The following is a 25,363-nucleotide window of genomic DNA, read 5'->3' on the forward strand; positions in this document are numbered from 1 at the left end:
TTTCTCACTCCTTATGAAAAGCTTCGAACTGATTTCATTAACCTTAAGAGGGCTTCTAATCCCCACCCGCTAAAACCGATGATGATAAAAATCTTAAAAGGAAAAAATGGGATTTTTAATAGGTCGGAAGCCTGTAAAAAGTTCATTCTTGATATAAAAACCCAACAAATTAGGAAACAAAACAAGAGCATTAGTAATTGGGAAATAAAGTTTACTGTAGCTTGGATACGGGGTGGAAGTTTATCTACAATGAGCCCAATTGAAATATGCGAATCAGATTGTTCCGTTAGTGCAAGTGATCCCATAATGAGTAAGACCATCGTAAACTGTACTAACTCAATATCCCCAATAACAGGGTGTCCTGAGGTTCTAGAGATTGAAAAATACGTTACTGCTAACATCATCAAAGTAAGTGTAAAAAAAGATACCCATTTATTGATGTTGGTGATGAGTTGTATAAACTTCATTAAAAACTGCATAACTCTACCTTCTTTCATTAGAGATTCAGAAAAGAAGAAGGATCTTTTGAATAGAAAATTGCGTTATTCAAAAGATCCTATTCTAAATGTTTCAGACCAACAAAATGGTACGTTTTTTCTTAAAAGTTAAAAAGGAAGTTCAACGCCCTCTGCTTCGATTAACTTTTCAAATTCTTTTAATATCTCATCACCAGGGTATCCCTTTTTATCTGCCTCTTCTGCCCAGTGATTCCATATTTTCTCACTAGGTTTTTTAAATGCCTTTAATTCCTCACTGCTTAATGTAGTTACCTGACCGCCCTTACTTTTTACTTTTTCACCATATTCTTTAATGGCTGCATCCGCTTGACTTTTGTACATTTCCCCAGTCATTTCACCCAACTTAGGGCCTAATTCTTCAACAAATTGCTTTTTAAGGTCATCCGGGAGTTTATTCAGAGATTCCGTGTTCATTAAAAACAAGAGCGTCGTTGCACCTAAGTCAATTTTTGTTAAATAAGGAGCTACCTCATATAATTTAAGGCCCACCGCACCAACTGATGTGTAAGTTGTTTGGTTAACGGTATTCTTTTCTAACGACTCATAAATTTGTTCAAGACCCAGGGACACAGGTACGCCCCCCCAGCCTTTCACAGTTTCGATTCTTTCTGCACCTTGAGCAATAATTTTCTGTTCCTTAACATCTTTAATGGATTTAACTGGTTCCTTACTATACAGCTGATAAGAGTCCGTAGAGGATATGGACAAAAGAGTGGACTCCTTAAATGCATCTTTCATATACTTGTCACTAAGTTGTCCCAAAACATCTGCCTTTACCTTTGGATCGGTAATCCCAAATGGTAAATCTCCAATCGTTAATGGGTATAGATTACTGTCGAGATGAAGCCCTGGGCTTACATAGCCAATGTCATATACGCCACCCTTTATATCATCATAAGCAGTGGCCAAAGTTCCTAGAGCCCCACTATTATAAATTTCAATCTTGACTCTTCCATTTGTTTCTTTTTCTACGAGATCGGCCCAAGGCTTTACAACATCCGTATGAAATTTATGGGTGGCTGGAATTTGCACGTTAAAGCTTAGTTTGTATACTTTCTTATCTCCGGAGGTTTCTTTTGAACCTGCTTCATTTGCTGACTTCCCGCACCCCAGTAAACCAATTGAAATAATGAGTATTAGGGTAATCAAAATATTAAATTTTTTGGACACGAGGCTTCCTCCCTTTTCATTCGAACATGTGCAAATTAAATTATTAATCGATGACAAATCTTCAAACTAGTTTTATTCATCAAACGCATTTAATGCATTTACACCATGTGCCAAAGCAGAACCCGCCTTTAATGCTGTTGCTACCATAATAGCTTCAGCCACTTCTTCCTTACTGGCTTTCGACCTTTTTGCTCCTTTAATATGGATATCAATACAATATGGGCAGCCTGTGGTATGAGCAACAGCAACGGCTATTAGTTCCTTTTCCTTTACACTGAGCAATCCGGATTTTAATGCTTTTTTATCAAAATCTACAAATGAAGCAAAAATGTCGCCATTAAGAGCGGAAAACTCTTTTAATCTATTAAAATATGATTTCCTATACAACTCTTCATCATCTAAATTGTCATAACTATTTAGTGCGTTTACACCATGTGCAAGCGCCGAACCCGCTTTTAATGCAGTTGCTACCATAATAGACTCAGCCATTTCCCCTTTTGTTGTTCCCTGGGATTTCGCTTTTTGTACATGTACATCAATGCAATAGGGACATCCTGTGGTATGAGCAACAGCTATAGCTATCAGTTCTTTCAATTTTGAATTTAGCTGTCCGCCTTTTAAAGCAAGGTAATCAAATCTGACAAATGCCTTAAAAGTATCAGGAACTAAATCACCGAATTCTCCTAAACGTGAAAAATATGATTTTTGGTATAAACTATCATTACTCATTTTTTATTTCCTCCTTAAGTTATCATTAAAAATCTACTTATTTTCTTTTACTAGAAACAAATTTATCTATTTCTTCTCGAGCTTCCCCAAATAGCATCATTTGTTCTTGAAGTTCCGGCTCATAAAAGAGAAGATTTTCAAATCTTGGGGTTGCTGCATTCACGATTTTCTTTGTTAATCTAATCGGTGAAAATGGACTTCTGCTCAACTTGCCTATTAATTCTTCCGTTGCAGCCGTTAATTCTTGTAAGGGAACTACTTTATTTACTAATCCAATTTTTAAAGCTTCGGATGCATCGATTGCCTCACATAACATAATAAATTCCTTCGCCTTTGCAGGTCCGATCAGATTGACTAATCGAGGTGTCCCTCCACCAGAGAAGAATAATCCGCGTTCAACCTCAGGTAGACAGGCTGTTGCATTGTCTGCCATAATCCGAAAATCACAGACCATGGCAAGAGCTAGACCAGCGCCATACATGGGACCATTTATCGCCGCAATGGTAATTTGATCGAGTGCATCAAACTTTCTTAAAAACTCATGTCTTGTGATTTGATCTTCCCTTATAAAGGAAGAGCTAAAAGAATTACTCTCAATTCCTTGTAAAACCTCATTCATATCGGCACCAGCCGAAAATGTCTTACCATTGCCAGTGAATACGATAAATTTATAATCTGTATCTTTGCGAACCTCGGTAATGATGTCGTCAAGTTCTTCGTTCATTTGTTTATTCATAGCATTCGCTTTATCAGGTCGATTGAAAGTAACCTTTAGAACTGGTTTTCTCCAATCTACCGATATAGTTTGATAGTCTTTCAATTCATCCAACCCCTTCAAATTTAAATTCTTCTATCAGCCAATTCCCAGTATGGTTCACGTAACACTTTTTTATCAACTTTACCGTAATTTGTTAAAGGGAATTCCTCTACAATTTGAATAGACTTTGGCACCTTATATTTTGAAAGATTAGTTTTGCAATATTGCATTATATTTTCAACATTAAATTTGTTGTTTTTAGGGATAATAAAGGCAGTAACCGCTTCTCCCCAATCCTGATCTGGAACTCCAATAACAGCTACCTGACGGACATCTGGGTGCTTTTGAATGACATTTTCTACCTCTGAAGAATATACATTCATGCCACCGCTGATGATCATATCTTTTTTCCGATCCAATAGATAAAGGTAGCCCTTTTCATCCATAACTCCAACGTCTCCTGTGTGCAGCCAGCCATCCTTCAATGTTTCAGCTGTTTTCTCAGGTAATTTGTGATATCCAATCATATTTGTCAGCGCTTTCACAACGATTTCACCTTCAACACCACGACTTACTTCAAGCCCATTTTCATCGACAATTTTAATTCTGCTCAAGATCGTTGATTTACCGCAGCTTTGTAATATTTTTGCATCTTCGCCGTCGATGCGATGGTCATACTTTTTCAGCCAAGTTGCAGCACTTTGAGTTTCAGTTAGTCCATAAATTTGAAGAAATACCTGGCCGAACATCTCCAACCCTTGCCTCAATCGGGCGGCAGTTATTGGTGCAGTCCCATATTGAATGGTTCGAATGGAACTAACGTCAATTTCCTTGTCTTCCATAAAATCAAATAACCGATAGAGTGTTGTTGGAACAGCACTTAGAAACGTAATCTTATTTTTTTCAATATGTTGAAGGACGTTTTCCGTATCAAATTTACTTTCAATATAAATTTGAGCCCCTTTCACCAAACCAGCGTACAAATAAAGTCCTGCAGCGTGAGGAAGTGGTGTGGTCAATAGGATTTTTTCATCCTCTCTCATATTTGTTTCAAGAATGATGGATAGAAAAGTAAGAACTGTTCCCTGATGTGTGTGCACTACTCCTTTTGGCTTTCCTGTGGTACCACCGGTATAGAGGATTAATGATAGATCAGTAGGTTTTGTTGAAATCTCCAACAAAGCTTCCGATTCTTTTTCTTGAAAGGATTCCCATGAGATAAATTGATCTGGTAATTTTTCCTTACTGCCAACTCCTATGATCGTTTTAAGGTTAGGTAATTCCAATTGAATATTCTTGATTATTGGAAAGAATTGTTCCTCAACGATGAGAACTTCCGAATCCGAGTCGTTTAAAATATAAAGAATATCATTCTCTCTGAGCATATTGTTAAGTGGGACCTTTGTTCCTCCAGCAAAAAAGATTCCTAATTCACTTACGAGATATTCTGGCGTGTTAGATAGTAGCAGCGCCACTCTTGTGTTATTTTTAACTCCGCACCTAATCAATCCATGAGCGACTCTATTGGCTTGATTATGTAGTTCACGATAGGTGAGTGATTGTGAATGAAAATGTACCGCTTTTCTATCAGCATGATTTAAAAACAAATTGTTTAATAAATCGTTTACAGTTTGAATGGAAAAATCCAATTTACTCCTCCCCCTTTATTTAATTGTTTGAAAATTTGAATAATATTTAATTCTTAGTAAAAGGGTACCATTTTACATAGTTACTGGTCTAATACATGTTATAATCGTTTTAATATTTAAAAAATATTATTCTGAAAATAAAAGAGGATTTTATGGAGTTAAGACATTTACATTATTTTATTGCCGTCGCAGAAGAACTTCATTTTGGCAGAGCTGCTCAACGTCTAAATATAAGCCAACCGCCCCTTAGTCAGCAAATTGCACAATTAGAGAAAGAATTAGAGGTTGAATTATTTAAACGGACAAAACGCCATACTGAATTAACACCTGCTGGAAAGTATTTTTTAGAACAAGCTTATGAAATCTTAAATAAAATTGAAAAAACCAGTATGGATGTTCGAAAAATATATCAAGGTGAAAAAGGTCAATTATATATCGGATACACAGGAATCCTAAGTAAGTTACTATTACAATTGATTCGTACCTATCGTTCAAGATATCCAAAAGTTGAGGTAGTTTTACAACATTTGTCTTCTGCCAATCAGATTCGCTCTTTAAACGAAAATAAGATAAAACTCGGTTTTGTTTGTCCGCCAATTGAAAGCAGTACATTGAATTCAAGATTAGTCGGCTATGCACCATTTGTAGTGGCCATACCTTCAACTCATCCCCTTGCAAGGGATACATCACCATTAAGTCTGAAAGAATTGGAAAGTGAACCCTTCATCATGGCTCATCGAAAAAACGAACCGGGCTATTATGATACAATCATTTCGATTTGCAATCGTGCCGGGTTTAGCCCTAAGGTTGTGCAGGAAGCAGAAGGCATTTTCACCATTCTAACCCTTATCTCAACAGGGATGGGATTATCGCTTGTTACCAATTTAACACTCGAATATGGGAACTCTGGCATTGTTTTTAGACCTATTTTAGATGACAATGCAAAAATGGACCTTTCTTTGATATGGAGAAAGAATGAGGACTCGCCATTAGTAACCACTTTTCTTGATGTATTTGATGAAATGTTCAAGAACAATTCTAATTTAAATGTGGAGTTTGACTATCAGCAGGGATAACTTGGAGGTATTCAATTTAGGATTAACTAGGGGACATATCAATAAAACTACTGTTTTTAAAGGGACACACTATATTTATTGTATAGTTTAACAATTCTAACAAATTCATAAAAACCCGTCATCGGTAAGGTATTCAGGCGTAGCCAAGAGGACGGTTCTGCTAGCATAAAAAAGCCAGGAGAACCGTCCCCTGGCGTGTACTTTTGCTATATGCATTATAGTCCTAAAGCTGTCCAACCTCCGTCAGCTTTTAAGGTTTCACCTGTAATATAAGATGAAGCATCAGAGGCTAAGAAAATAGCCGAACCTATTAATTCATCAGGCAATCCTAATCGATTTAGTGGTGTTCTTGCCTCCACCTTTTGGGCAAACTCATTTCGTTGATCCTTAATGGCCTTTACCAAAGGGGTTTCAATATATGCAGGTGCAATCCCATTTACCCTTATGCCATGAGGAGCCCATTCAACCGCCAATACTTTGGTCAGCATATTCACGCCGCCCTTACTAGCACAATAAGCTATTGACCCGGTAAGCGCTGTTTCCCCTCCAACGGAGGAAACATTTATGATGGTTCCTTTCTTTTGCTTAATCATTTGACGGCCGACTGCCTGGGCGAATAAAAATACACCCGTTAAATTAACACCAATAACCTTATTCCAATCATTTAGGTCGTATTCCTCTGCCGGCCTTTTCACAGTTATTCCAGCATTGTTTATGAGAACGTCAATTTGATGAAATTTTTTAACCGCCTCATCTACTACATTTTGAATGTCATTAGGATTTGAAACATCACACGGAATAACTAAGGCCTCAACTCCTTTTTGTTCAATTTCTTTCGCAACTTCATCCAACTCAACTTTTGTGCGGCTGCACAGAACAATGTGGCTGCCAGCTTCAGCTAAACCTACAGCTATGCTTTTACCAATCCCTTTACTAGCCCCTGTAACAATACTTACTTTTCCAGTTAAATCAAATAACATGTAAATTTCCTACTTCCGATTTTTTTATTAATCTAGTAAAATCTAATTCTAAATAATGATTCTTTAAATCTGGTTTGTTCCTGCATAGATTTATTATTAATGTTATTCTTTATTCGACGCATGTTATAGAAACCCTTTTACATAAGGCTATGATAATATCCTTTTTTGATTTTTTACTACTTTGAAAAAAATTTAGGTTTCCGCCGTTTCTAAAAGCCTTCAGAACCTTCCGCCTGACCTAACACGAAGCCATTAGAACTGTTCCCCTGGCTCTGCCACATCAAACCTAAGACCGATTCCTCCTTCTCCATGCCCAATGGTTTTGCGGCGTCCAATCCAAAGGTAGGGATCGCCGTTTATCCATCGGACATATTGGTATGCCCTGCTTACCTTGATTCCTTCTCGTGGAACCTCTTCCTCCTTGATGATCAGCGGATCCGCAGCAAGTATCTTACCGATTGGCTGGATTAATTGGCCATTTTCGGGATGTAGGACTGTACCGCGCTTAAGCCCAATCGTTCTGGCTTCCTCAGCAGATCCTGGCGGCCGAACTGGAACGAATGGCACCCAATGATCTGGTACAACCGTGCTTACCCGATACTCCAACGGACCGGAACGAGTTGCAGTCACAACAGAAGACTTGATCTCCTTTTGCATCTCCTTCCGGCGGAGCACGTCCTGGTAATCCTCGTGGCGATTAAGCGGCAGACCTGCAGGACTTTCAACGACCATCTCGACTCCCCATGCCATGTTAGCAGTCTCATCCCTTAACAGATGCACCTCTTCCAACGGGGAACCCTCAAGGCTTGGTCCAATCACTGGAGGTAGGAAGAATAGATTAAGAGAGTCATTAGGAACCGACAAATTGCTGCGAGTATCCTGCGAGAGCTGGAACATGCGCCAGGGCTTCTCAGCAGATTCGGTTTTGCTGACCGGGTCGATCAGTACCTCTTCACCGAACGTATTCCAAACTCTAACAGAGGAAATCTGACAAATGGAGCCAACGTCTAAATCCATCGGGATCAAAAAGAAATCGTTACTATAAACCAACATGAACTCCATCATGAGCATCCGCACGAGATCATCAGGCGGATTGTCAATCGCGCCAATATTAACATTGGCATTCTCGAATTCCCACCAACGGGAAGACGGCATACCAGGGAAGCTTACCTGAGTAGGCAGAACTGACTTATTGATCGTTTTGACAGATGGTGACCATCCTGGGACGGACAAGTATGCTTGATGATCAACGGAGAATGAATACCAGTCAAGGCGTCCTCCCTGGTATTCCGGTGCTACAATAACAAGCTGGCCGTTCGGAACCCCTGGTGAAGCGGAAACCGCTGCTGCAGTGGCAAAGTCGTACTCCATTCTCTCCTCTTTCCACGTATCAGCAGGCTGGGATGGATCTGGCAGGCTGACTATAGATTCATACCAAGAAAGCCATTCTGTCGCCAGTTTTATCACCTGTGGTTGGTCTGCTGGTTCGATAAGCGGCTGAGCAGGAAGCTTCTTCAGGATTCCCGTACTGGTATCCATTCCTTTTTTCATATCTGTGTATAACCTGCTGCCGTTGATCGTACGCCTTGTGAACACATCATGATAGCGGATGCTGTCCGCATCCATTCCCTGCCGCTGTTCTGGGGTCAAGGGATTGATAGGATATGCATCGAGATACTTCGTTCGGTATTTCATACCCAGTGTATCGCCAAGCAAACGTAAAAAATGAAGTCCTGATTCAACCTGATTTCGGAAGCTATCAGAGGATGGGGCGGAAATGTTCTCTCGCTCCACCATTGTCTCCAGTGGCAGCAGCGTACTATCGTAAGGCAGTCCATCAGTTTTAATGGGAAGCCGTTGCGGTCTTCCTGGAGAAAACATGCTTAACTGGCTTTGCTCGGCCTGCAACTGAACAGCCACCGGTGAGCCGTTATCCTCACCTTGAAATTCGCCAAACTGCCACTGGCGGGCCAGCATCCATAAAGGGTCGTAAACTCTGGCCTGCAAACTTGACTGTATAGCTTCACTACGGGTACGCGGTTCGAGACGGGTCCAAGTTGTAATTGAAGGCATCTTATTCTCCTTTCACTTCCTTATTTTTGTAAAAAATCAAGACTTTTCTTTAGAAAGATCATACAGATTCATGCCAATCGTCTCGTTCGCGGAGTTAAATGCAAAGTAAAGTGCCGGCAGATATTGTCCTAAATCACCCAAGGCAGTTGAATCTACAGCCCGCAGCTTGCTAAGCTCAAGTGTTTCTAGCAGAATGGCTTCGAGCGTATTTTCATCCCAATGACGATTCACGTCCGGTGCCACTGCAAGCAGGACGGCCTGGGGTGCAACCGCACCTGGAGCATCATAGTGGAAGGCGACCGCCGTTGTTTCCATTTTATTAGGAAACACTTCAACTATCTCGTCAATCACCAAACCTGATACCCAATCGTTTCTGTTAAATCCACCAGGGCGATGAGCGACAAGGGACAATTGCCCGCCAAGTTTTTCACCCTGGGCACTCTTTTCTCCGACCCATTTATCACCAGGCTGATAAGGTAACTGAGCTACATCGAAGGAGATTCCTGCCCTGCCGCCACTAGCAGCTTCCGCATAAAGCAGCAACATCTCCAGATTTCCAACTTCCTTGCGTACCTTGGCGATTCGTTGAAACCATGGGGTTACCTCTTGAATCCCCAATTTGTCATCGAATGATTTTTTGAGAAGGGCAGTGTTTTTCGGCTTTAATTTTGGAAGAACGCGAAAGTCTGCGCCAAAAATGGCTTGCAGCCGCTTCCGGTCATGATCTACCTTTTCGGCCCTCGAGGCCTTATTGCGGTCGAATTCAGCCTCCAGGTTTGTCAACTGATCGACCAGTTGGGACAGGTCATTTACGAGCCATGTTGCTTGCTGTTGAAGCTGATTTCTCTTTTCATCAACTGTTCCACCTGCAGATATAGGAACTGCCTCCCCTATGCAATAGGAAAGCTGAATGAGCGCTTGATACAAATCCACTAATAGCGGATGACCCGTGGTCAAATCTCCCAACAGCTGCACGCGATTCTGTAATTCGGTGACAGATTGGTCCGCTCTTTTCTTTAAATCGGCTAAATCAATTTCATTGGCTAGATCAACATCTGCACGAACCGCTTCACGAGGTTCAAGCAAATCGCTATGTTCTAGTTCACGGGCCGCGGTAATAACGGTACGTGCTGAACGAACTATCTCGAAGAGCTCAGGGAAACTGAGTTTATCTGCTCCCCAACTGCCGTCACGGTCAAGCAATAACGTCACAAGCCTGCCTGGACGCATTTGTTCTGCCAATAGCAGAGTCCGTTGTTCAATCTCAGATGCAGAGGCTCTGTATTCTTGAGACCCGAAAACCGGTTCAGGCCTCTGAGGAATGGCGGTATATAGAACATCTAGCGGCGACAAACGCAACTGTTTCAACGTAATGATAGCTTCCTCAAATGTACCGGTTTTTGGATCCTCAAATAGTACCCTGCAAATCACCTGGGACGGGTCGCCAAATAATCTGGCCGCCCAGGCATTCAAAGCCGGCTCGGCTTTCGCGCGCATCTGTCTATCCTCATCAAAATCCCAACATTGAAGATACTTATCGTCTGTATGGACGTCGCCCAACATCACCATTACCCGATGCGTAACACCAATCCCGCTGCGTGCACTTTGGACCACCTCCGGCTCAGGCGGCAGCAGCTCCCCTCTCGATAGCCCCTCAAGGCTGGCAGCGGCACGAGTAGGGTTTCCTTGAACAGTTTGGTAAACGCTCTCTGCTAAAGCTAGATCACTTAAAGCGTCTACTAAATCAGCGATTTTTTTAATCTCTTCCTCCAGCGCAGCATGATCGGAAGTTCCGCGGGCGGGCAGGATTGTTCCTGGAACATCAAATGGAAGGGTGTCCATGCCCCAATTTCCGTTTTCCATTCCCTTTTGCCAGCGCCGCAGCAGCGCAAGACCGTCCACAACACTGGTTGCAGCAGTAACCTCCACATCCCCGGTTTTGGGAATCAGTTTATTAGCTGTCAAAGGAGCAAGATCACGCAAGACCTTAATGTATTTATTCAGCTGGCCTGGTGAACGCTCCTCCAATCCACGTTCAAAGCGGTAGCCAAGAAGTGCTCCCATTGGCTGTCCTTGACGGATGCCATCAAGAAGCCATAGTGCTAGCCGAACTCGCTCGGAAGAAAGATCTACTGCCAGCAGATCTCCATTTCCTGTGCCAGAGTGGGCAAGATAACCGCTGCGCAGGATGGCCGCTGTGACAGCATGTGCCGGCGATGGAGCATGAATAAAGCCATTGCTGGCCGTACCCTGCGATGGGCGCAAGTTCTCAACCCAGCCGTAACCACCAGTATAGATGCCCTGAGGCTTTTTCCTGCGAAGCACGCTAAGACGTTCAGATGCACAAGCTGTTATCCAGGCATCCAACCTATGCGAACTGAGATCGAGACTTTCCTTCAAAAGCTCTTCCAACACATCTACAGACTGCACTGCCAAATATTGAAGTTTCTTCCGCTGCTCGACAATGGCAGCAATATCTTGATGAGCAGGGTCTTGGTAGCTAAGCTTGTGCAAATAGTCCGCTATCTTTATGCCCGGTTCAGGCGGTGCCGGTTTTTGAAGCCAGCGAAGCGGAGTCATCGTGGTCCGTTCAGGGATGTCGATCAGCTCTGGTTCCTTCATCTGCTCCTTTTTGACGAAGCCAGCTCTTATTGCAGCGAACGCATACTCCCAAAGCATCGAATGCTTTAATAGTAGATATAACAAGGTACGATGAGGCTTAGAATTATTTAGTGTCAATGGATCGAGTTCGGCTATTTCGGCGATATAATTGGGATGAACCCCGCCTTCCCCCGGGATCCCTTCTTGTACTAGGGCTGCTTGCAGCTGTGCTGCCTCGTTTTCGATTACCATTTCCACGAGCCTCGGAATGCCCTCTAGTCCAACCAGATTTAACCCCGCCTCGGCAGTTGTCAACTGGTTCTTCCACCAGATATCATCAAGAGGCCTTTGCATAAAATTCCAGAGCTCTTTTGTATAGAGAGGACCCATAACCGGACGGACAATATAACTCTCAGAAACACCGTCCATACCGAGCATCTCGACCAGATCCTTATTGCCGGTTGTGGTACGTCCATAGTATGGCACGTTAGGCAGCGCGCCCCGCCAGATGCTCCTTAGTGCACTCAGAAGGTTTACACGTCCGCTCGCTGTTCCAAGATGAACCCGGCTGCTCCTGCCAAGATCAACAAGGGCTAAAGCAAGACTGCCCCCTTTTTGGTCGACCGGCACGTTAGGCAGACTATGAAGGCCCCATTCCTTTATGGAACCATTAACCCTGTCAAACCCGCTTAAAAGATGCAAATAAGCAACAGTGCCCCCATCTGATTCTGCCAAATAAGCGACCGTCACTTCCGGTATGTCTCCGCCATTATTGACGTTGAGGTTGAGACCATGTACCTGCCCGGCAGGCCAATCTGGAATGATCTGCTGATTCGTCCAACGAGAAACTACCCCATTCACCGTTAAATCCCAACCGATTAGGCATTCGGCTGGCCCGCTTCCATCGGCCGGAGCGGTAACGATAATCAGCTCCGGCCGACCATTTTGGTCAAGGTCACCGATAGCAGCAGCAATGTGAACGCTATTGCTTTTGATTGGTATCTTAATTGGCATCACGTTACTCCAACTGGCTGGCTTCCCGCTTTGATCCATTTCCCAGCCAATACAGTATGATGCACTCCTTATTCCTCTTGAAACTGTTACCCGCAAGATAAACAAATCAGGCCGGCCTGTTCCATTTAGATCGGCACATACTACGGCAGTGGCAACCACGTCCCCTGCTGGACCGTTCGGCACTGTCAGAGCATTGCTCCAACTTTTGACAATCCCCTGTTCATTGACCTGCCAGCCAATCTGATAAGCTTCAGTACGTCCTAGAATTGTTTGAACAGAAGCATATAGAATAAGATCGGATAGACCGTTCCCCGTCACATCGGCTGCCGTAAGTGCCAATACAGGCCTAACAATGCTGTTAAGGGTCGTTCGAGGAAAATTGGAAGACAGATTAACTGGAATCTTATACTGATCTGACCAGTGACTGACGCCGCGGTCCAGCGTCACATTCCATCCGATCCTATACAATAGCTGCAACTGCCCCTCAGGCACTTGAACCATAAGGAGATCCGGCTCAAATAATGGCCTGTACCGATCGAGTGAGGTGACAGGAAGCAGTCCATAAGGTTGATTCCCTACTCGGAGTGCAGGGAGCGGCCCGCGCGCCCTGACGTAATCGGCAAACCAGGATCTCCACTGTTCAAGTTCATTTTCCATTTCAATTCCATCCATCATCTGGAACAGAAAATATCCCCAAGTAGCCGGCCACAGCACATGATTGATGATTTTTGCGTCTTTCTGATCCGACCCGTTTGCATGAGGCACATGCTGAAATGTCGCGGCCGGAATGCCAAAAGCGGAAGCCGCTAACGAACCATTTGCCTTCGGCACTAGCGAGGCGTTGAATTCCGCCGCAAAACTATTCCAATGTCCGGTGTCCTGCTCGCCATAACCAGACTGAACCTCTTCCGTATTATTCGTCGGGGTGCCAGTCGGAATGAATCCCATACCGTGTGTGTAATGATGGGCATCCATCAGATCTACCAAACCGATCGCAGATTCCTTCTCATTCAAAGAAACCTTAACACCCAACACTATGAGCCGGTCAATTCCTGATAGCAGCTCCGGTCTCAGGCGAATACGCAGCGCCATGCCAATCTTTACGGCTTGCTCAAAGTCTGCCATCCACAAAATGCCTTCGTCCAGAAATAGTCCGCTATTTCCAAGCTGCATGTTAGATTCCGGGGATGGAGAAGTGGCAATGGTATCGATAATGGGACTGCTTTGTGCAACCATCGCTTTCTCTTCTCCCTTGTACAAGAATACTGTCCATCGGTCGGGCAACAAAGCAGCTTTGGCAGCACTTCCCCAGGCAGAGGATGCCGGTTCACCGGGACCGTTTCCGTCTGGTCTAGTTTTCTCTTTAATCCAAGCCGCCCGCTCAACTCCAAATCGCTGAGCAAGTTCGGACCATGCTTTCTTTGTGTCTTCCTCGCTCTCGGCTTCGTCTGCCTTTTGCCAAAACGCTTGACCCCAGTTTATTTCAATTTGTGTCAATTCGCGGCGAAGGCTGTCCTGACCGATATCATCCGGGTAGATACGGACGAGCAAATCCGTGCCGTCTACGGTGGTGACAAATCGTGTCTCAATCCGTACAGGAAACAATGCTATTGGCAGATCTGTTTTTAATTGCCGCAGCAATTGATCCAACTTGTCATGATAGCGCTGGATGACAGCCTTCTCAGCTGCAATGCGTCCCTCTGCATCAGCAAGCTGGAGCTGGAGTTGTTTAAGCTTTTGTGCAGTTGAAGCTTCTGCCAATCGGGCTGCCTCAACCTCTGCTTCTGCAACAGGGATCTGCCTCAAAAGCAGCGAGAGCGCATCTATTTGCCTCTTGGTAATCGCCGCTCTCTGGGCTGCCGCTGCAGCCTGTGCCTCTAGTTCCTTCAGTTTTCTTTCCAGTTCCATAAGCTGCAGTAGCATTTGTTGGCGAAAAATGGGGGGCAATCTGTTGACCGCCGCCCTTCTATTGGCCAGCTCTGCGTTTGCAGCTTTAACAGCTGTAGCCAATCGATCTGACTCCGCCTGCTCTGCTTGAAAGCGGGTTTGCAAGGAAGGCAGTAAACTTGTTTGTTTTTTCAAATCATCGAGACGGAACTGCTTATCCTGAGCGTCCTTTTTTGCCACAGCAGCTTCCTTTTCCGCAAGCTTGACTTGCTCCTTAAGCTTTACTGCATCTTCTGCCGCGGCACCCGCAGATTTTCGTGCGAGAAGCAATTCTTCTCGTAAGGCTGTTAATTCACTATTCGGCATAAAGTCCTCCTGTGATACATCATTGGAATAGGTTGATTTTTACAGCGTCCCGCTGTTATGTCTCAAAGGAAATAATCAACAGTCAGATTCCTCCCGGCAATATTCTGTACTTCTAAATTGGCAGTAAGTCACTTGCATGTACCGCAATTCGAAATGGACGCTGCAGTGTAATATAAGCCAGTGCTGCAGAGTTTGAAGCTGAGCTCCATTCAATGTTTGCAGGCGTTCCTGGCTTTTGAAAACTAGCCTTCAATCCGCCTGAAAGCTGGACATAACGCCCTTCTGATAGATGGACGTCATTCCAGGATAAATCCCGCCATGTCAACGGCATTCCGGTTGATGACTGAGACACATCCAAACCGAACCGCGGCTCGGTCGGCTGCTGCTGCAGGATAAAGAACCACCCGGGATCCGTTGTATCATTTCCTCGGGCTGTGCTCGCAGACAAATCAAAGCCCAGAAAAGTAATATCCGGTTCCAATTTACCTGAGAATTGGGGAAACTTTTGTTCATCCACCAACGGAGATGACTTCGGCTGGCGTACCTTTTTTCCGTTAACAGGTATCCACTCCCCTTTGATTGCATAAATGGTGGCGTTCGGATAACGGCGAAGCAGATCCCCCCTTATCAAGAGCACCATTTGCTCCTGGACCGTCGTATTTGACATATGGTCACCGAGCGCCTTGCCCCACTCGTGAATTAGCGGGATATCCTTCGTGGAAGCTTGACGCGGGATGCGCCCTCTTGCATCCCAGAACTGACGGAAATAGGTACCGCGCTGATCGGTTGGATATCTCCGCCAAAGCAATTCACGGCTCATCTCATGGTTAAGTCCAACCATAAAAGCTTCGATAAACCGAGGATTTGTTTCCAAGAGAGTCAGGGTATTAGGGGGCACATGCTCGAGCCCCGGTAAAAGCCAGTCCTGTGAGTCATCTGCCAACGCTCGGTACATCGGAGCAGGAAATTCGGGCGCTGCCATGATCGGCTCGAGGGGATCCTCGGGCCGCCACATTGGGTCCGGATTGACGATACACGCCTGCATCCGATTCGTGACCGTCTTCTCTGGGTCAAGCCTATCCAATAAAATTTTCTTGCCTTCTTCAATCGGCAATCTTGGCGGATCCTTCGGGTCCCTCAGGAGCGGGTCCACTGTACGGAGGATGGCTTCTTGAGTGATAATGGCAGCATCCTTAAACCCTTCTAATGTCTTTTTTGCATCCAATTTACTCATTGCCTCTTTATTGGCCTGTTCTAATCTTCGCCTTACCCCGAGACTGTCGGTAATACCTTCTAGCACTGCAGCGCCGCGAAGGCTCTTGAGCGGCTGCTTCAGCCTATATTTAAGCGAGTTTATTCCCTTAATCAGGTCTAGCTTCTGACTACTCCCTCCACCGTTTACCCGTCGGGCGACAGGCCCGTTCGGACGGGTAATCCTGCGGAATGCGGCGGAAGCAGGGACCTCAGTAAGTGTAGTCCCCCGTTCTTTGGCCAGGATCGTTTGCTCCTCCCAAAGAAGCCGCGAATGAACAGCTCCGGTTATCTGGAACAGCGATTCTGCGGGCAGATTGTTCAAGTGGCTTTTAAGAATGGCTGTGCCGACCGAACGGCCAAGCTGTGCCTGGCGGAGGGCTTGGTTGGCTCGGTCTATCTCGCCTATCTGTTCCCAGGCTGAAGCCATTAGCTGATCCTGCTTTTCCTGAACAATCTTGGTACCTACACCTGCGGTAACACGAAATCTCGGATCCAAATTCAGCTGTTCCAGCCATGGCCTAGAGGTAGAATCGATAGACTTCTTTGCTGCATGCCACCTGCCGTAAATTGGCGGAACGATTACGGAATCGCTCAAGTCTGATATGGTCGTCAGTGTTTGTGGCTTGTTCAGCAAATCTTTTAGGGCTCCTCTAAAATTCTCAGGTACACCATTCAAGCCAGGGGAGGTTCCTTCAGAAACACGGAGCGCCCCCTCCAGACCTGGAACATTACAGGAAGGAAGATTGTAGCCAGGACCAGTGACATTTATCGGTCTTACCCCAACCAAATCGGGGTCCATCCGGCGCGGCTCAAGTGCCCATACAAGGGACTCAAAATCACCGGATTCTCCAGTCGCAAACTCCCAATGATAGTAGACAGGAAGCCTTAGGTCAGTTGTATCTGAAGTGTTTTTTACATCCCACGCCGGCAGAAGGCTGCCGTTTTCATCTACCTGCTCGCCTAGTCCCGCTTTCACTCCAATGTCAAACGCAGGAACGACGCAAGCGATATAGGACGTACTCGGAAGCAGATAACGCGGGCAGATGAGTCGCGAAAGGTTCAGCTTCGGATCTCCTTTCAACATGCCCTTCAGCCCTTGATCCCCTGCCGCCTCACCATTCACTTGGGTATGCGCCCAGGCCCAGGATTCGCCCAAATCCGGCAGTTTTTCCTGATACGGAGACTTTATCGTAAGAATGGGAAGAGATTGAGAAGCTCCCATTTCCAACTTCGCTTCTTGTTTGCTTAGCACAATCAGGACAATCCACGGCCGCAGTCGATCGGCTTTGGCGGCAGCCGGTGTAAACATCCAGGGAAAATCGGGACGGTCAAACTCGATCGACGCAAAATAATTCGATTCAAAACCTGGCGCAAGATGCGGAGGGTCTGTCCGCAGTACCTGGCGCGGGTCAAATCCGGTGACATCACCAGGCCCGTAAAGTAGGACTTGAACTTCCGCCGCCACTGTAGAGTTTACCTGCAGGCTGACAGGCACCTGCACGCGGCTTTCCATCGCACCGGTCAACGAATCTTCTTTGGGGATTGAACTTGCCAAGCCTTCCCTCATCCATGGCAAAAAGGTATATCCTGTCATAATTTCACCACCTCATGGCTTCCGACCACCTGAACTCGCCTGCTCTGGCTGGAGCTGGTCGTATTATATTTGATCCGTGCAACCTCTGCCTCGGTATATGTGATATTGCTCGCCGTTGCTAATAAAGAACCATTTGGGGCTTTCAGATCATCGTCGCTGACTACACTGTACATCTGCTCTTTCATCATGATTTTTCGAGACGGCCCAGCAAACCGTCTCTCACCGGTATGGTTCATTGGCGAGTTCGCAGCAGAGCCAAGCTCAGTGAGAATCGAGAAAGTTCCTGGATCCAGTGTGTGGCGCCCCAAACTCCGGGTTACCTTTTCCGTTTTGTCGATGACAGCTGTTTCATATTCAAAATCGGCGGTCATTGCCGTACCGTATGAAAGATCCTGAAGCGGAGCACGTACTCCGGACTGAAGCTGCTCGAATGCAGGTCTGGAGAGCTTCTCGGTGTCGCTCATTTCAAAAAACATAGCCGGCGCAAACGCGTCCTTGACAGTGGTGAACTGGCTAACGACGGAATCTCCAAAAGACATCATGGTAATCGTAAAGGTTTGTCTGCCTCCAGCAGGTTTGGCATTACCAAATTTCGTAATCTCTAGTCCAAGCGGGACCACCTTCTGGCTCACCGACAATTCACCAAGCGGGTGCACCAGCACCTCCTGCCCAGAAAGAATCTCCCTCAATGTCACGAGCATTCGGCCATCGCCTGGAAGCCGGGCGCTCCAATTACGCTGGTCCGCCAAAGCGGTTTGCAAAGAGGCAAGCGCGTCAACCGGAGGCAGTGCGGTAGACGGTTCTGGATCTCCGATTCTTACATCAAAGGCAATTTCACGCTTCCCCAGAAATTCGAACATGGCCTTTCCGAAAGCATGAATGGGCTTTGGCCCTGAAAGTGTCATTTCCAGCTGTACAGCGAATAGGCTGTCACCATTTCGCTTCAGGGCAGCTGCCCCTCCGATATCGACGATGAAACCGAATGGATCAAATTGGATCAGGGCATCAAAGCCAAGATACGCCTGGACACTAAACCGTCCTGCGAACGTGTCTTCTTCGGCATACAAATCCAACCGGGCACCGACTTGATATGTGTTGGAGGTGACGGCCATGTAGGCTTCAAGCCGGAGGCGCGGATTGTCCGAATCGGCTAGCGAGATTGTCATCCGGTTCAGCTTAGGGAAACCTGGAGGCGGCTGGAAACGCGGATTAAACCCTCCTGCCGCGAGCGCAAACGATGGACTGGCGCCAAAGTTCAAGCGCATCGCCATGTCACCGGTGATCACAAAGGCAGCAAGACGAGAATCAAACAGCGTGGCATCAAGAGAGACGTCACCTTTATCGAAATCAATGGCCCCCATGACATCCATCTGAAGCTTGGCAACGGCCGCTTCCTCCTGAGGCAGCACGAGCTTCATCCGACCCAGCAGCACCAGCCGTACCGGGTTGGGAAGCTCGAGAAGAATACCCAATTCAGCTGTAAGAACAGGCGGTGTCCCCCAGGAAAGCTTCGCCATCGGGCCAAACACGAACCGGCCTTGTGCAGGTGGAAAGCTTGACTTAAGATCATTGATAATCTTGGGGGCATTTTCCACCGGATTACGCGGAAACATGATGGAATCGAGCGCACGGTTCTTTATTCCTGCCCTTAATACATCGACCGACATCGTCCGGTTCGCCCCGAAGAGCCCGCCAAGTCCGTTTAAGGTGAACCCGAATCCAAGCTGAATAGGCGGAAATTCCGCAGCGATGATGACAAGCAGCGAGAAGCCCTTGGAAGCATCTGGTAAACGGGTGGTCAGGAGGCCAATCGCCTTAATGGAGATTCCACCCTTGATTTCCAACTGAAGGATGCCAGCGTACTGCTCGTTTGTATGGTCAAAATAGAGATAACCGCCCCCTGCCACGATGCTGGCATCAATCTTCAGTCCGATTCCGGTTGGAGGTTTAAAATCAAACCGCAAATCGAGGTTGCCGAAAGTGCCCGGCGGCTCATCATCATGAAGAGGAACCATGGACAACTTGGCTCCGACCTCGGCAATGCTCGCCGCGAACGGACCCAACGTGAACTTTCCGCTGACTGCCAGGATTAGATCAATGCTTTTTTCAGTAGCGTCGATTCCATAAAGCAAGTCCTGGATTTCTACCAATCCGATCGTCCGGTTTACCGGAAGGGTCCGGATCAGACCGGCACGCCCGCCAAAGGTGAGGCCCGATTTTGAAGACCATATCAAGGAACCTCCAAACTTGAATCTTTGCGGATCATTGCCCAAAATTTTGGATAGAAAGCCATCGGCATTAGAAAGATTAATAATCAGATCAACGTTCTTGACGTCGATTTCAAAGGCAAAATCGGCATTCGCTTCAGAACCTTTTGCTAAGAGGCGGAGTGTATAGTCAGAGAGCTCAACGCGGTGGGACTGTTCCGTCCCAAGCAAGACAATCGGGTTTTCCGGATTAACCTTTAGTGCAGCTTCCGCATCACCAAGCGTTCCGGTACCGGAAGCTCGTGCCTTTACCTTATCAGGGCGTACCTCGAGGCGGATCCCCTGATCCGAACTGAAACCCCCAACAAGGCTAAGACTAAGTTCACCGAAATCAAAAGTGGGAAGAGTGCCGCTGATAGCAGGCCCCACAGCCAAACCGACAGGCGCTGCTCCCCGGTTACCCTCAGGCGTGATCGGGAGGAAAGAAAACCCAAATTCAAACAGCTGCTTGGAAAAATCGGCACCTCCAAGTATAGGCAGGCGAAGTTCCTTCACTGCAGATCGGTAGGGGTTGGAAGTATCATAATACTCATCAAGTAAGGCTTGATTGGGGACATAAAGGTCCGCCGGGTAACCCAAAACCTCCAAGAATCTTTTGAGGCCCAGCAATAATCGCTCCGCGTCAAACACCGGCGTCCCCCACCCATAAACCGCTTGGATTAACTCTGCGGGGCGAGTAAGAGCCAGCTGAAGCCGATCCCACTGGATGACTGACTTTGTATAGTTGATGCGTCCAGTGATAATGCCTACATCAATGATTTGCGATTCAATGATTCCCAGCAAGGAGAGTGGTGCGTACAAAGTGGGTCGGTAGTCATGTAGGTAACTGACAAACAAATCTTCGATAAGTTCCCTGGGAAACTCTTCCCAGAATTCCGATTGATTAAAAGGAAAAGCTAGATCCTGCACATTCAGATCAGTGAGGGCACGCACCTTTGACACAATTCCGGGAAGAAGATGAAAAAACCCCTCAGCCATATCCACAAGAGAGTTTGCATCCCCTGTCAGCACCTGATCCATTAGCAATTGGACATCTTCAAAATCCTGTGTCACGGCAAAAAGGTCACGTACATCCTCGATTAGGAATGCACCAGGGGCGGATTGCCAGCCGTGCTTCTCGAGAAGAAGTGTGAAGCTCTCTGCACTTTCCAGACTTTGTCGTAGCGGATCCAATACAAAATTCAGCTCTTCCATCATTGAGAGCAAAAATGAAGGGTTGGTCATGTTTAACCTCCCAATATTGTTTTAAGAATCTTCATCCCTTTTTAAAGAAAAATTTCGTCTTGTTCACTAAGCGGGGTCGATACAAGCGGCTTCGGTGATGATGGTGTGCTGAGCCAGCGAAGCACGTCAGCACCAGATCTGTCCATTACAGAAATGGGCAGCGGAACTGGTTTCAGATGCAGGTGGGCATACCGCAATGTTGCTCCGGGAAATCGCGGCCATCCATGACTAGATGTAGAGGTTTGGATCACTGGCGGGCTGAAAGTCTGTCCCCCTGGCCACAGTGCCGAAAAGTCAGTGCTGTAATTTAATGGGTTGTAATTGGTTCGGGTACCCATATGTAAAGGGTGTGACATTGCCCAACTCACGATAAGATTACGTTGTAGTTCTGTCTGCTTAAACAACCCAACAAACAAATCGCGGCCAGTATCAATTCTTGATCCTAGAGTACTGAAGTCATCAACTGTATAAATAAGCAGATGGTCAGGGCTGGAATCTGACAGCGATTTTGCAACAGGGAAAAGGAGTTTCGTTTGGCCCAGGCTGCCTATCAATTCAATGATGCGCTGTGGGCCGATCACAGCACCCAATTTGCCCAAATATCGGTTATGAGGATCATGGACCAACCGGTCTTCGATTTGGTTTTGTTCATTGATAATCAATGCGAAGCTGTGCTCTTCAACTGCAGGCTCAAACCACCACTCAGGGTACCAACCTTGAGACTTTGCATTGTGATAGAACTCCATCCACTTGTCCCTTATAAACTTATCGCAATCAAATGGAGGACTGATGAGCATATCGAACAATTCATCCGCATGATCTGGATATTGCTTGGCCCAATCATATGCTTCCAACTGCGGGCACACGTCATGATAAATTAGGAAATTGCCTGTTTCTAGAAAGGCAAAGATGGATTGGATTTCAACTGTGCTAAGATGATCCAACGCTTCCTTCAGAATGGTCCGAAACGGCTCTGATATAGGTGGCTGTGCTGCCCCGTTGATGAATGTCTTCCAGTACTCAAAACGCTTCAAGTCGCTCATCTGATACCCGGCATTTCGTGAAACCAAATGTGCAAGCAGTGACCACGCTAGTTCCGGATGTTTCTCGTAAACCTTGAGGTAATACCAGGTCCGGGTAACATTATTAAAGTTCCCCAGCAAGCGCTGGGAGAGGATTTTTGCCTTTACTTTCTCTATACCAGGCCATGACATAGGTACCGCCCTCCTTACTATCTCTTTAATCCAAATTGTATAGTGCCTTTGTATTAATCGAAAGGTAATAAATTCCTATTTTTATAATTTTCTGGAAACTTAAGAGACAAAGGGACGGTTCTCGTGCCTCGTTTTTGCTAGAAAACGAGACAAAAGAACCGTCCCCGTGATTCAAAATTCAAAAAAGAAACGTTATATAATCCCTTGGTTTTTCCAACCTGCAATTTCTTCTTTCGAATATCCTAATTCCAAAAATACTTCTTCATTATGCTCTCCTATACCTGGAGCATTATTTTTTACTCGCCCTGGCGAGTTCGATAATCGTATTGGCACACCAATGTTCCTGATTGGTTTTGCATTCAGTTTTTGCTCAATAAACATCTGGCGGTATTGAACTTGAGGATCTTCAAAAACTTCGTCTAAATTCAATACAGGAGAAACACAAGCATCCTTTCCTTCGAATAAAGACACCCACTCTGATAAAGGCCTCTTCTTGATGACTAATCCAATTTCCTCTATCATTTGCTGCTGACCTTCAAAATTATCATTTAAACGCGGGATTAAATGCGGAACCCCTATTACATGGCAGAAAACCTTCCAAAATTTTTCTTCCAAGGCACCTACGGACAAATATCGTTGGTCAGACGTTTCATAGATATAATAACAAGCCTTTCCTCCACCAGTCATTAGCTTTCCACGTTCTGGAAGCATCCGATTTGTGAAATAATCAGGGAAAATAGTTTGCATCCAGGATAGGACTCCGTCAGACATGGAAATATCGACAAATTGACCCTCACCTGTTTCGTTTCTAGCCTGCAGCGCTATCAAGATGCCGATGACGGCCATTTGCGCTCCGCCACCAATATCCGCTATCTGAACTGATGATAACTTTGGCGGGCCATTAAAATCCCCTTGCAAACCCAATAACCCTGCATAGCTCAAATAATTAATATCATGTCCGGCCATTTGAGAATAAGGTCCATCCTGGCCATATCCAGTAATAGCACAATAGATTAGTTTCTTATTAATCTTTTTAAGATTTTCATAACCTAAACCAAGTTTAGTCATTACTCCTGGACGAAAGGATTCAATCACTACGTCTGCTGTTTTTGCCAGTTGCTTGAATAGTTCCTTCCCTTTTTCAGATTTGAGATTTAATGTAATACCTTTCTTATTACGGTTAAGGGAATGAAAAATGGCGCTATTATCATCCACTTTGGGTTCAAACCACCGGACATAGTCTCCCAAATCTGGTTCTTCCACTTTTATCACTTCAGCTCCAAAATCCGAAAAAAACATTGAACAATATGGTCCTGGCAACAGTCGACTTAAATCCAAAATACGTAATGATTTTAACGGCATGTTTCTACCAACCTCTTCTTCATGTAAAATTAATTGCCCGCTATACTTGTTTTACTCGATTTTTCCAATAAGGCTCTCTTAAAATATTCTTTAAGACCTTTCCGCCGGCATTCCTTGGCAAAGTGGGCAAGATTTCAATAGAAGATGGTTTTTTATAACTAGCGATATTGTTTTTGCAATATTCAATAATTTCGGAAGCTAACAATTGCTGACCTTCCTTGAAAACAACGAACGCTTTAACCGATTCCCCCCATTCACTATCCGGAACGCCAATAACAGTGGTTTCAAGCACCTGAGGTAGTTTTTCAATGACCTTTTCAACTTCAGCGGGGTATATATTCTCTCCCCCACTTATAATCATGTCTTTTTTCCGATCCATGATATATATATAATGCTCCTTGTCCCTTATTCCGATATCTCCAGTATAAAGCCAGCCTTCTTTTAAAGTCTTATTAGTTTCTTCTTCTCTCTTCCAATATCCATTCATCAGTTGTGGCGTTTGAGCAACAATTTCCCCCATTTGGCCAGGCCCTACTTCATTTCCATTATCATCGACAATTTTCACTTGACCAAGGACAACCGACCTGCCCGCTGCCTCCAAAAGCTTTGGTTGATGTTCCAGTGCATACCGATGATCCTCTGGAGTTAATATCAATAAAGGCGTCCCTTCCGTTAATCCATACCCTTGCAAAAAATCGCATTTAAAAACTTCCATCGCCTTGGTCAATGTCTGCGTGGGGATGGATGCTCCACCATACATAAGCAAGCGTAGACTGGAATAATCGAACCGCTGTAGGTCCTTCACTTCCAGCGCTTTCGTAATCATTGTGGGGACGGGCAGTGAAAAGGTGATTTTGTAATCACTAATGGTTTTTAAAAACAATTCCGGATCATAATTTTTCATGGTGATGATTTGGGCACCTTGAATTATGGATGGCAGTAATGTCCCAAATCCTGAAAGATGGAAAAGAGGAGAAACAATTAATGTATGATCCTTCTCTTCGACACGGGCCTCTATTATAAATCTGACAGCTATCTCAATTAAACTTCTATGGGTGTGAATAACCCCCTTTGGCATGCCAGTAGTTCCACTCGTATACATAAGTCCAAAAATATCCTCTTCCTGAATTTTTTCCTGAGGTTCATCAGGCGCGGCGACTTGAATCAATCTCTCATAATGTAGAAACTGGCTGCCACAGTCGTCCCCATTCACCATGATTAAGTCTAGTTCTTCCTGTTCAAGTGAACAATTTTGGCCAATTTCACGATATTCATTGCCAACAATAAATAGCTTTGGAGTACAATCCTGAATGATGAACTTAATCTCTTTTTCGTTTAGCCTGTAATTTAACGGTACCATGATAGCGCCAAGTTTGGCCGCTGCATACGTGATTTCAACGTACTGAAAACAGTTTTCCAATAGAATTGAGATTCGATCACCTTTTTGAATTCCCAATGATAATAACGCATTTGCTAATCTGTTTACTCTGTTATTGAGATTTTTGTATGATAGCTTAATATTTTGAAATGTATCTACTAAAGCAGTTTTATCAGGGTAACGAGAACTTGTTACCAGTAACGTCTGTCCGATATTCATTAGGATTCCTCCAATCGTCGTTTTGAGCGGG

The 25,363-nt window shown here is 45.2% G+C and carries 14 protein-coding genes; 1 reads left to right on the forward strand and 13 read right to left on the reverse strand.

The window, feature by feature from the left end:
* Positions 1–11: 11 nt before the first annotated feature.
* The 5 genes from ACZ5B7_RS15835 to ACZ5B7_RS15855 all read right to left on the reverse strand — a co-directional run bounded on the left by ACZ5B7_RS15835 (position 12) and on the right by ACZ5B7_RS15855 (position 4,823).
* Entirely contained in the window at positions 12–479 is a 468-nt protein-coding gene (locus ACZ5B7_RS15835; RefSeq protein WP_464490029.1) for a TRAP transporter small permease, read from the reverse strand.
* A gap of 126 nt (positions 480–605) precedes the next feature.
* The gene (dctP, locus tag ACZ5B7_RS15840; protein ID WP_464490030.1) at positions 606–1,688 is read right to left on the reverse strand and encodes a TRAP transporter substrate-binding protein DctP; all 1,083 of its coding nucleotides are present in this window, start codon (positions 1,686–1,688) and stop codon (positions 606–608) included.
* A 72-nt stretch (positions 1,689–1,760) separates the two neighbouring features.
* On the reverse strand, positions 1,761–2,417 hold the full coding sequence (locus tag ACZ5B7_RS15845) for a carboxymuconolactone decarboxylase family protein (RefSeq protein WP_464490031.1): 657 nt from the start codon (positions 2,415–2,417) through the stop codon (positions 1,761–1,763).
* Positions 2,418–2,454: 37 nt separating this feature from the next.
* Positions 2,455–3,237: an enoyl-CoA hydratase/isomerase family protein gene (locus ACZ5B7_RS15850; RefSeq protein WP_464490032.1), complete on the reverse strand. Its 783-nt coding sequence runs from the start codon at positions 3,235–3,237 to the stop codon at positions 2,455–2,457.
* Between the two features lie 20 nt (positions 3,238–3,257).
* Positions 3,258–4,823: a class I adenylate-forming enzyme family protein gene (locus ACZ5B7_RS15855; RefSeq protein WP_464490033.1), complete on the reverse strand. Its 1,566-nt coding sequence runs from the start codon at positions 4,821–4,823 to the stop codon at positions 3,258–3,260.
* A 152-nt stretch (positions 4,824–4,975) separates the two neighbouring features.
* On the opposite strand from ACZ5B7_RS15855, the gene ACZ5B7_RS15860 reads away from it, so the two are divergent.
* Positions 4,976–5,899 (forward strand): LysR family transcriptional regulator, encoded by a 924-nt coding sequence (locus ACZ5B7_RS15860; RefSeq protein ID WP_464490034.1) that lies wholly within the window; start codon positions 4,976–4,978, stop codon positions 5,897–5,899.
* A 215-nt stretch (positions 5,900–6,114) separates the two neighbouring features.
* Here the strand turns inward: ACZ5B7_RS15860 and ACZ5B7_RS15865 are convergent, their stop codons facing one another.
* The 8 genes from ACZ5B7_RS15865 to ACZ5B7_RS15900 form a co-directional block, all read right to left on the reverse strand.
* A complete protein-coding gene (locus ACZ5B7_RS15865) occupies positions 6,115–6,879 on the reverse strand; it encodes an SDR family NAD(P)-dependent oxidoreductase (RefSeq protein ID WP_464490035.1) in 765 nt (254 codons plus the stop codon).
* A gap of 252 nt (positions 6,880–7,131) precedes the next feature.
* Complete coding sequence (locus tag ACZ5B7_RS15870; RefSeq protein WP_464490036.1) at positions 7,132–8,952, reverse strand: hypothetical protein; 1,821 nt, start codon at positions 8,950–8,952, stop codon at positions 7,132–7,134.
* Positions 8,953–8,988: 36 nt separating this feature from the next.
* Positions 8,989–14,820 (reverse strand): FG-GAP repeat domain-containing protein, encoded by a 5,832-nt coding sequence (locus ACZ5B7_RS15875; protein ID WP_464490037.1) that lies wholly within the window; start codon positions 14,818–14,820, stop codon positions 8,989–8,991.
* 112 nt (positions 14,821–14,932) lie between these two features.
* A complete protein-coding gene (locus tag ACZ5B7_RS15880; RefSeq protein WP_464490038.1) occupies positions 14,933–17,668 on the reverse strand; it encodes a hypothetical protein in 2,736 nt (911 codons plus the stop codon).
* Positions 17,665–21,159: a DUF6603 domain-containing protein gene (locus tag ACZ5B7_RS15885; RefSeq protein ID WP_464490039.1), complete on the reverse strand. Its 3,495-nt coding sequence runs from the start codon at positions 21,157–21,159 to the stop codon at positions 17,665–17,667. The genes ACZ5B7_RS15880 and ACZ5B7_RS15885 overlap by 4 nt, the downstream gene beginning before the upstream one ends.
* Before the next feature lie 41 nt (positions 21,160–21,200).
* Entirely contained in the window at positions 21,201–22,373 is a 1,173-nt protein-coding gene (locus ACZ5B7_RS15890) for a DUF2515 family protein (protein ID WP_464490040.1), read from the reverse strand.
* Positions 22,374–22,565: 192 nt separating this feature from the next.
* Positions 22,566–23,735, reverse strand: coding sequence for a CaiB/BaiF CoA transferase family protein (locus ACZ5B7_RS15895; protein WP_464490041.1), 1,170 nt, complete (start codon positions 23,733–23,735; stop codon positions 22,566–22,568).
* Positions 23,736–23,775: 40 nt separating this feature from the next.
* Complete coding sequence (locus ACZ5B7_RS15900; RefSeq protein WP_464490042.1) at positions 23,776–25,332, reverse strand: long-chain-fatty-acid--CoA ligase; 1,557 nt, start codon at positions 25,330–25,332, stop codon at positions 23,776–23,778.
* Between the last annotated feature and the right edge of the window lie 31 nt (positions 25,333–25,363).

The organism is Neobacillus sp. S1115 (assembly GCF_055385565.1).

What these genes read in the sequence shown, in the direction of transcription:
- ACZ5B7_RS15885 (WP_464490039.1), bottom strand. Translation starts at nt 21,159, where the DNA reads ATGACCAACCCTTCATTTTTGCTCTCAATGATGGAAGAGCTGAATTTT.
- ACZ5B7_RS15835 (WP_464490029.1), bottom strand. Translation starts at nt 479, where the DNA reads ATGCAGTTTTTAATGAAGTTTATACAACTCATCACCAACATCAATAAA.
- ACZ5B7_RS15890 (WP_464490040.1), bottom strand. Translation starts at nt 22,373, where the DNA reads ATGTCATGGCCTGGTATAGAGAAAGTAAAGGCAAAAATCCTCTCCCAG.
- ACZ5B7_RS15895 (WP_464490041.1), bottom strand. Translation starts at nt 23,735, where the DNA reads ATGCCGTTAAAATCATTACGTATTTTGGATTTAAGTCGACTGTTGCCA.
- ACZ5B7_RS15880 (WP_464490038.1), bottom strand. Translation starts at nt 17,668, where the DNA reads ATGACAGGATATACCTTTTTGCCATGGATGAGGGAAGGCTTGGCAAGT.
- ACZ5B7_RS15865 (WP_464490035.1), bottom strand. Translation starts at nt 6,879, where the DNA reads ATGTTATTTGATTTAACTGGAAAAGTAAGTATTGTTACAGGGGCTAGT.
- ACZ5B7_RS15870 (WP_464490036.1), bottom strand. Translation starts at nt 8,952, where the DNA reads ATGCCTTCAATTACAACTTGGACCCGTCTCGAACCGCGTACCCGTAGT.
- ACZ5B7_RS15900 (WP_464490042.1), bottom strand. Translation starts at nt 25,332, where the DNA reads ATGAATATCGGACAGACGTTACTGGTAACAAGTTCTCGTTACCCTGAT.
- ACZ5B7_RS15860 (WP_464490034.1), top strand. Translation starts at nt 4,976, where the DNA reads ATGGAGTTAAGACATTTACATTATTTTATTGCCGTCGCAGAAGAACTT.
- ACZ5B7_RS15875 (WP_464490037.1), bottom strand. Translation starts at nt 14,820, where the DNA reads ATGCCGAATAGTGAATTAACAGCCTTACGAGAAGAATTGCTTCTCGCA.
- ACZ5B7_RS15845 (WP_464490031.1), bottom strand. Translation starts at nt 2,417, where the DNA reads ATGAGTAATGATAGTTTATACCAAAAATCATATTTTTCACGTTTAGGA.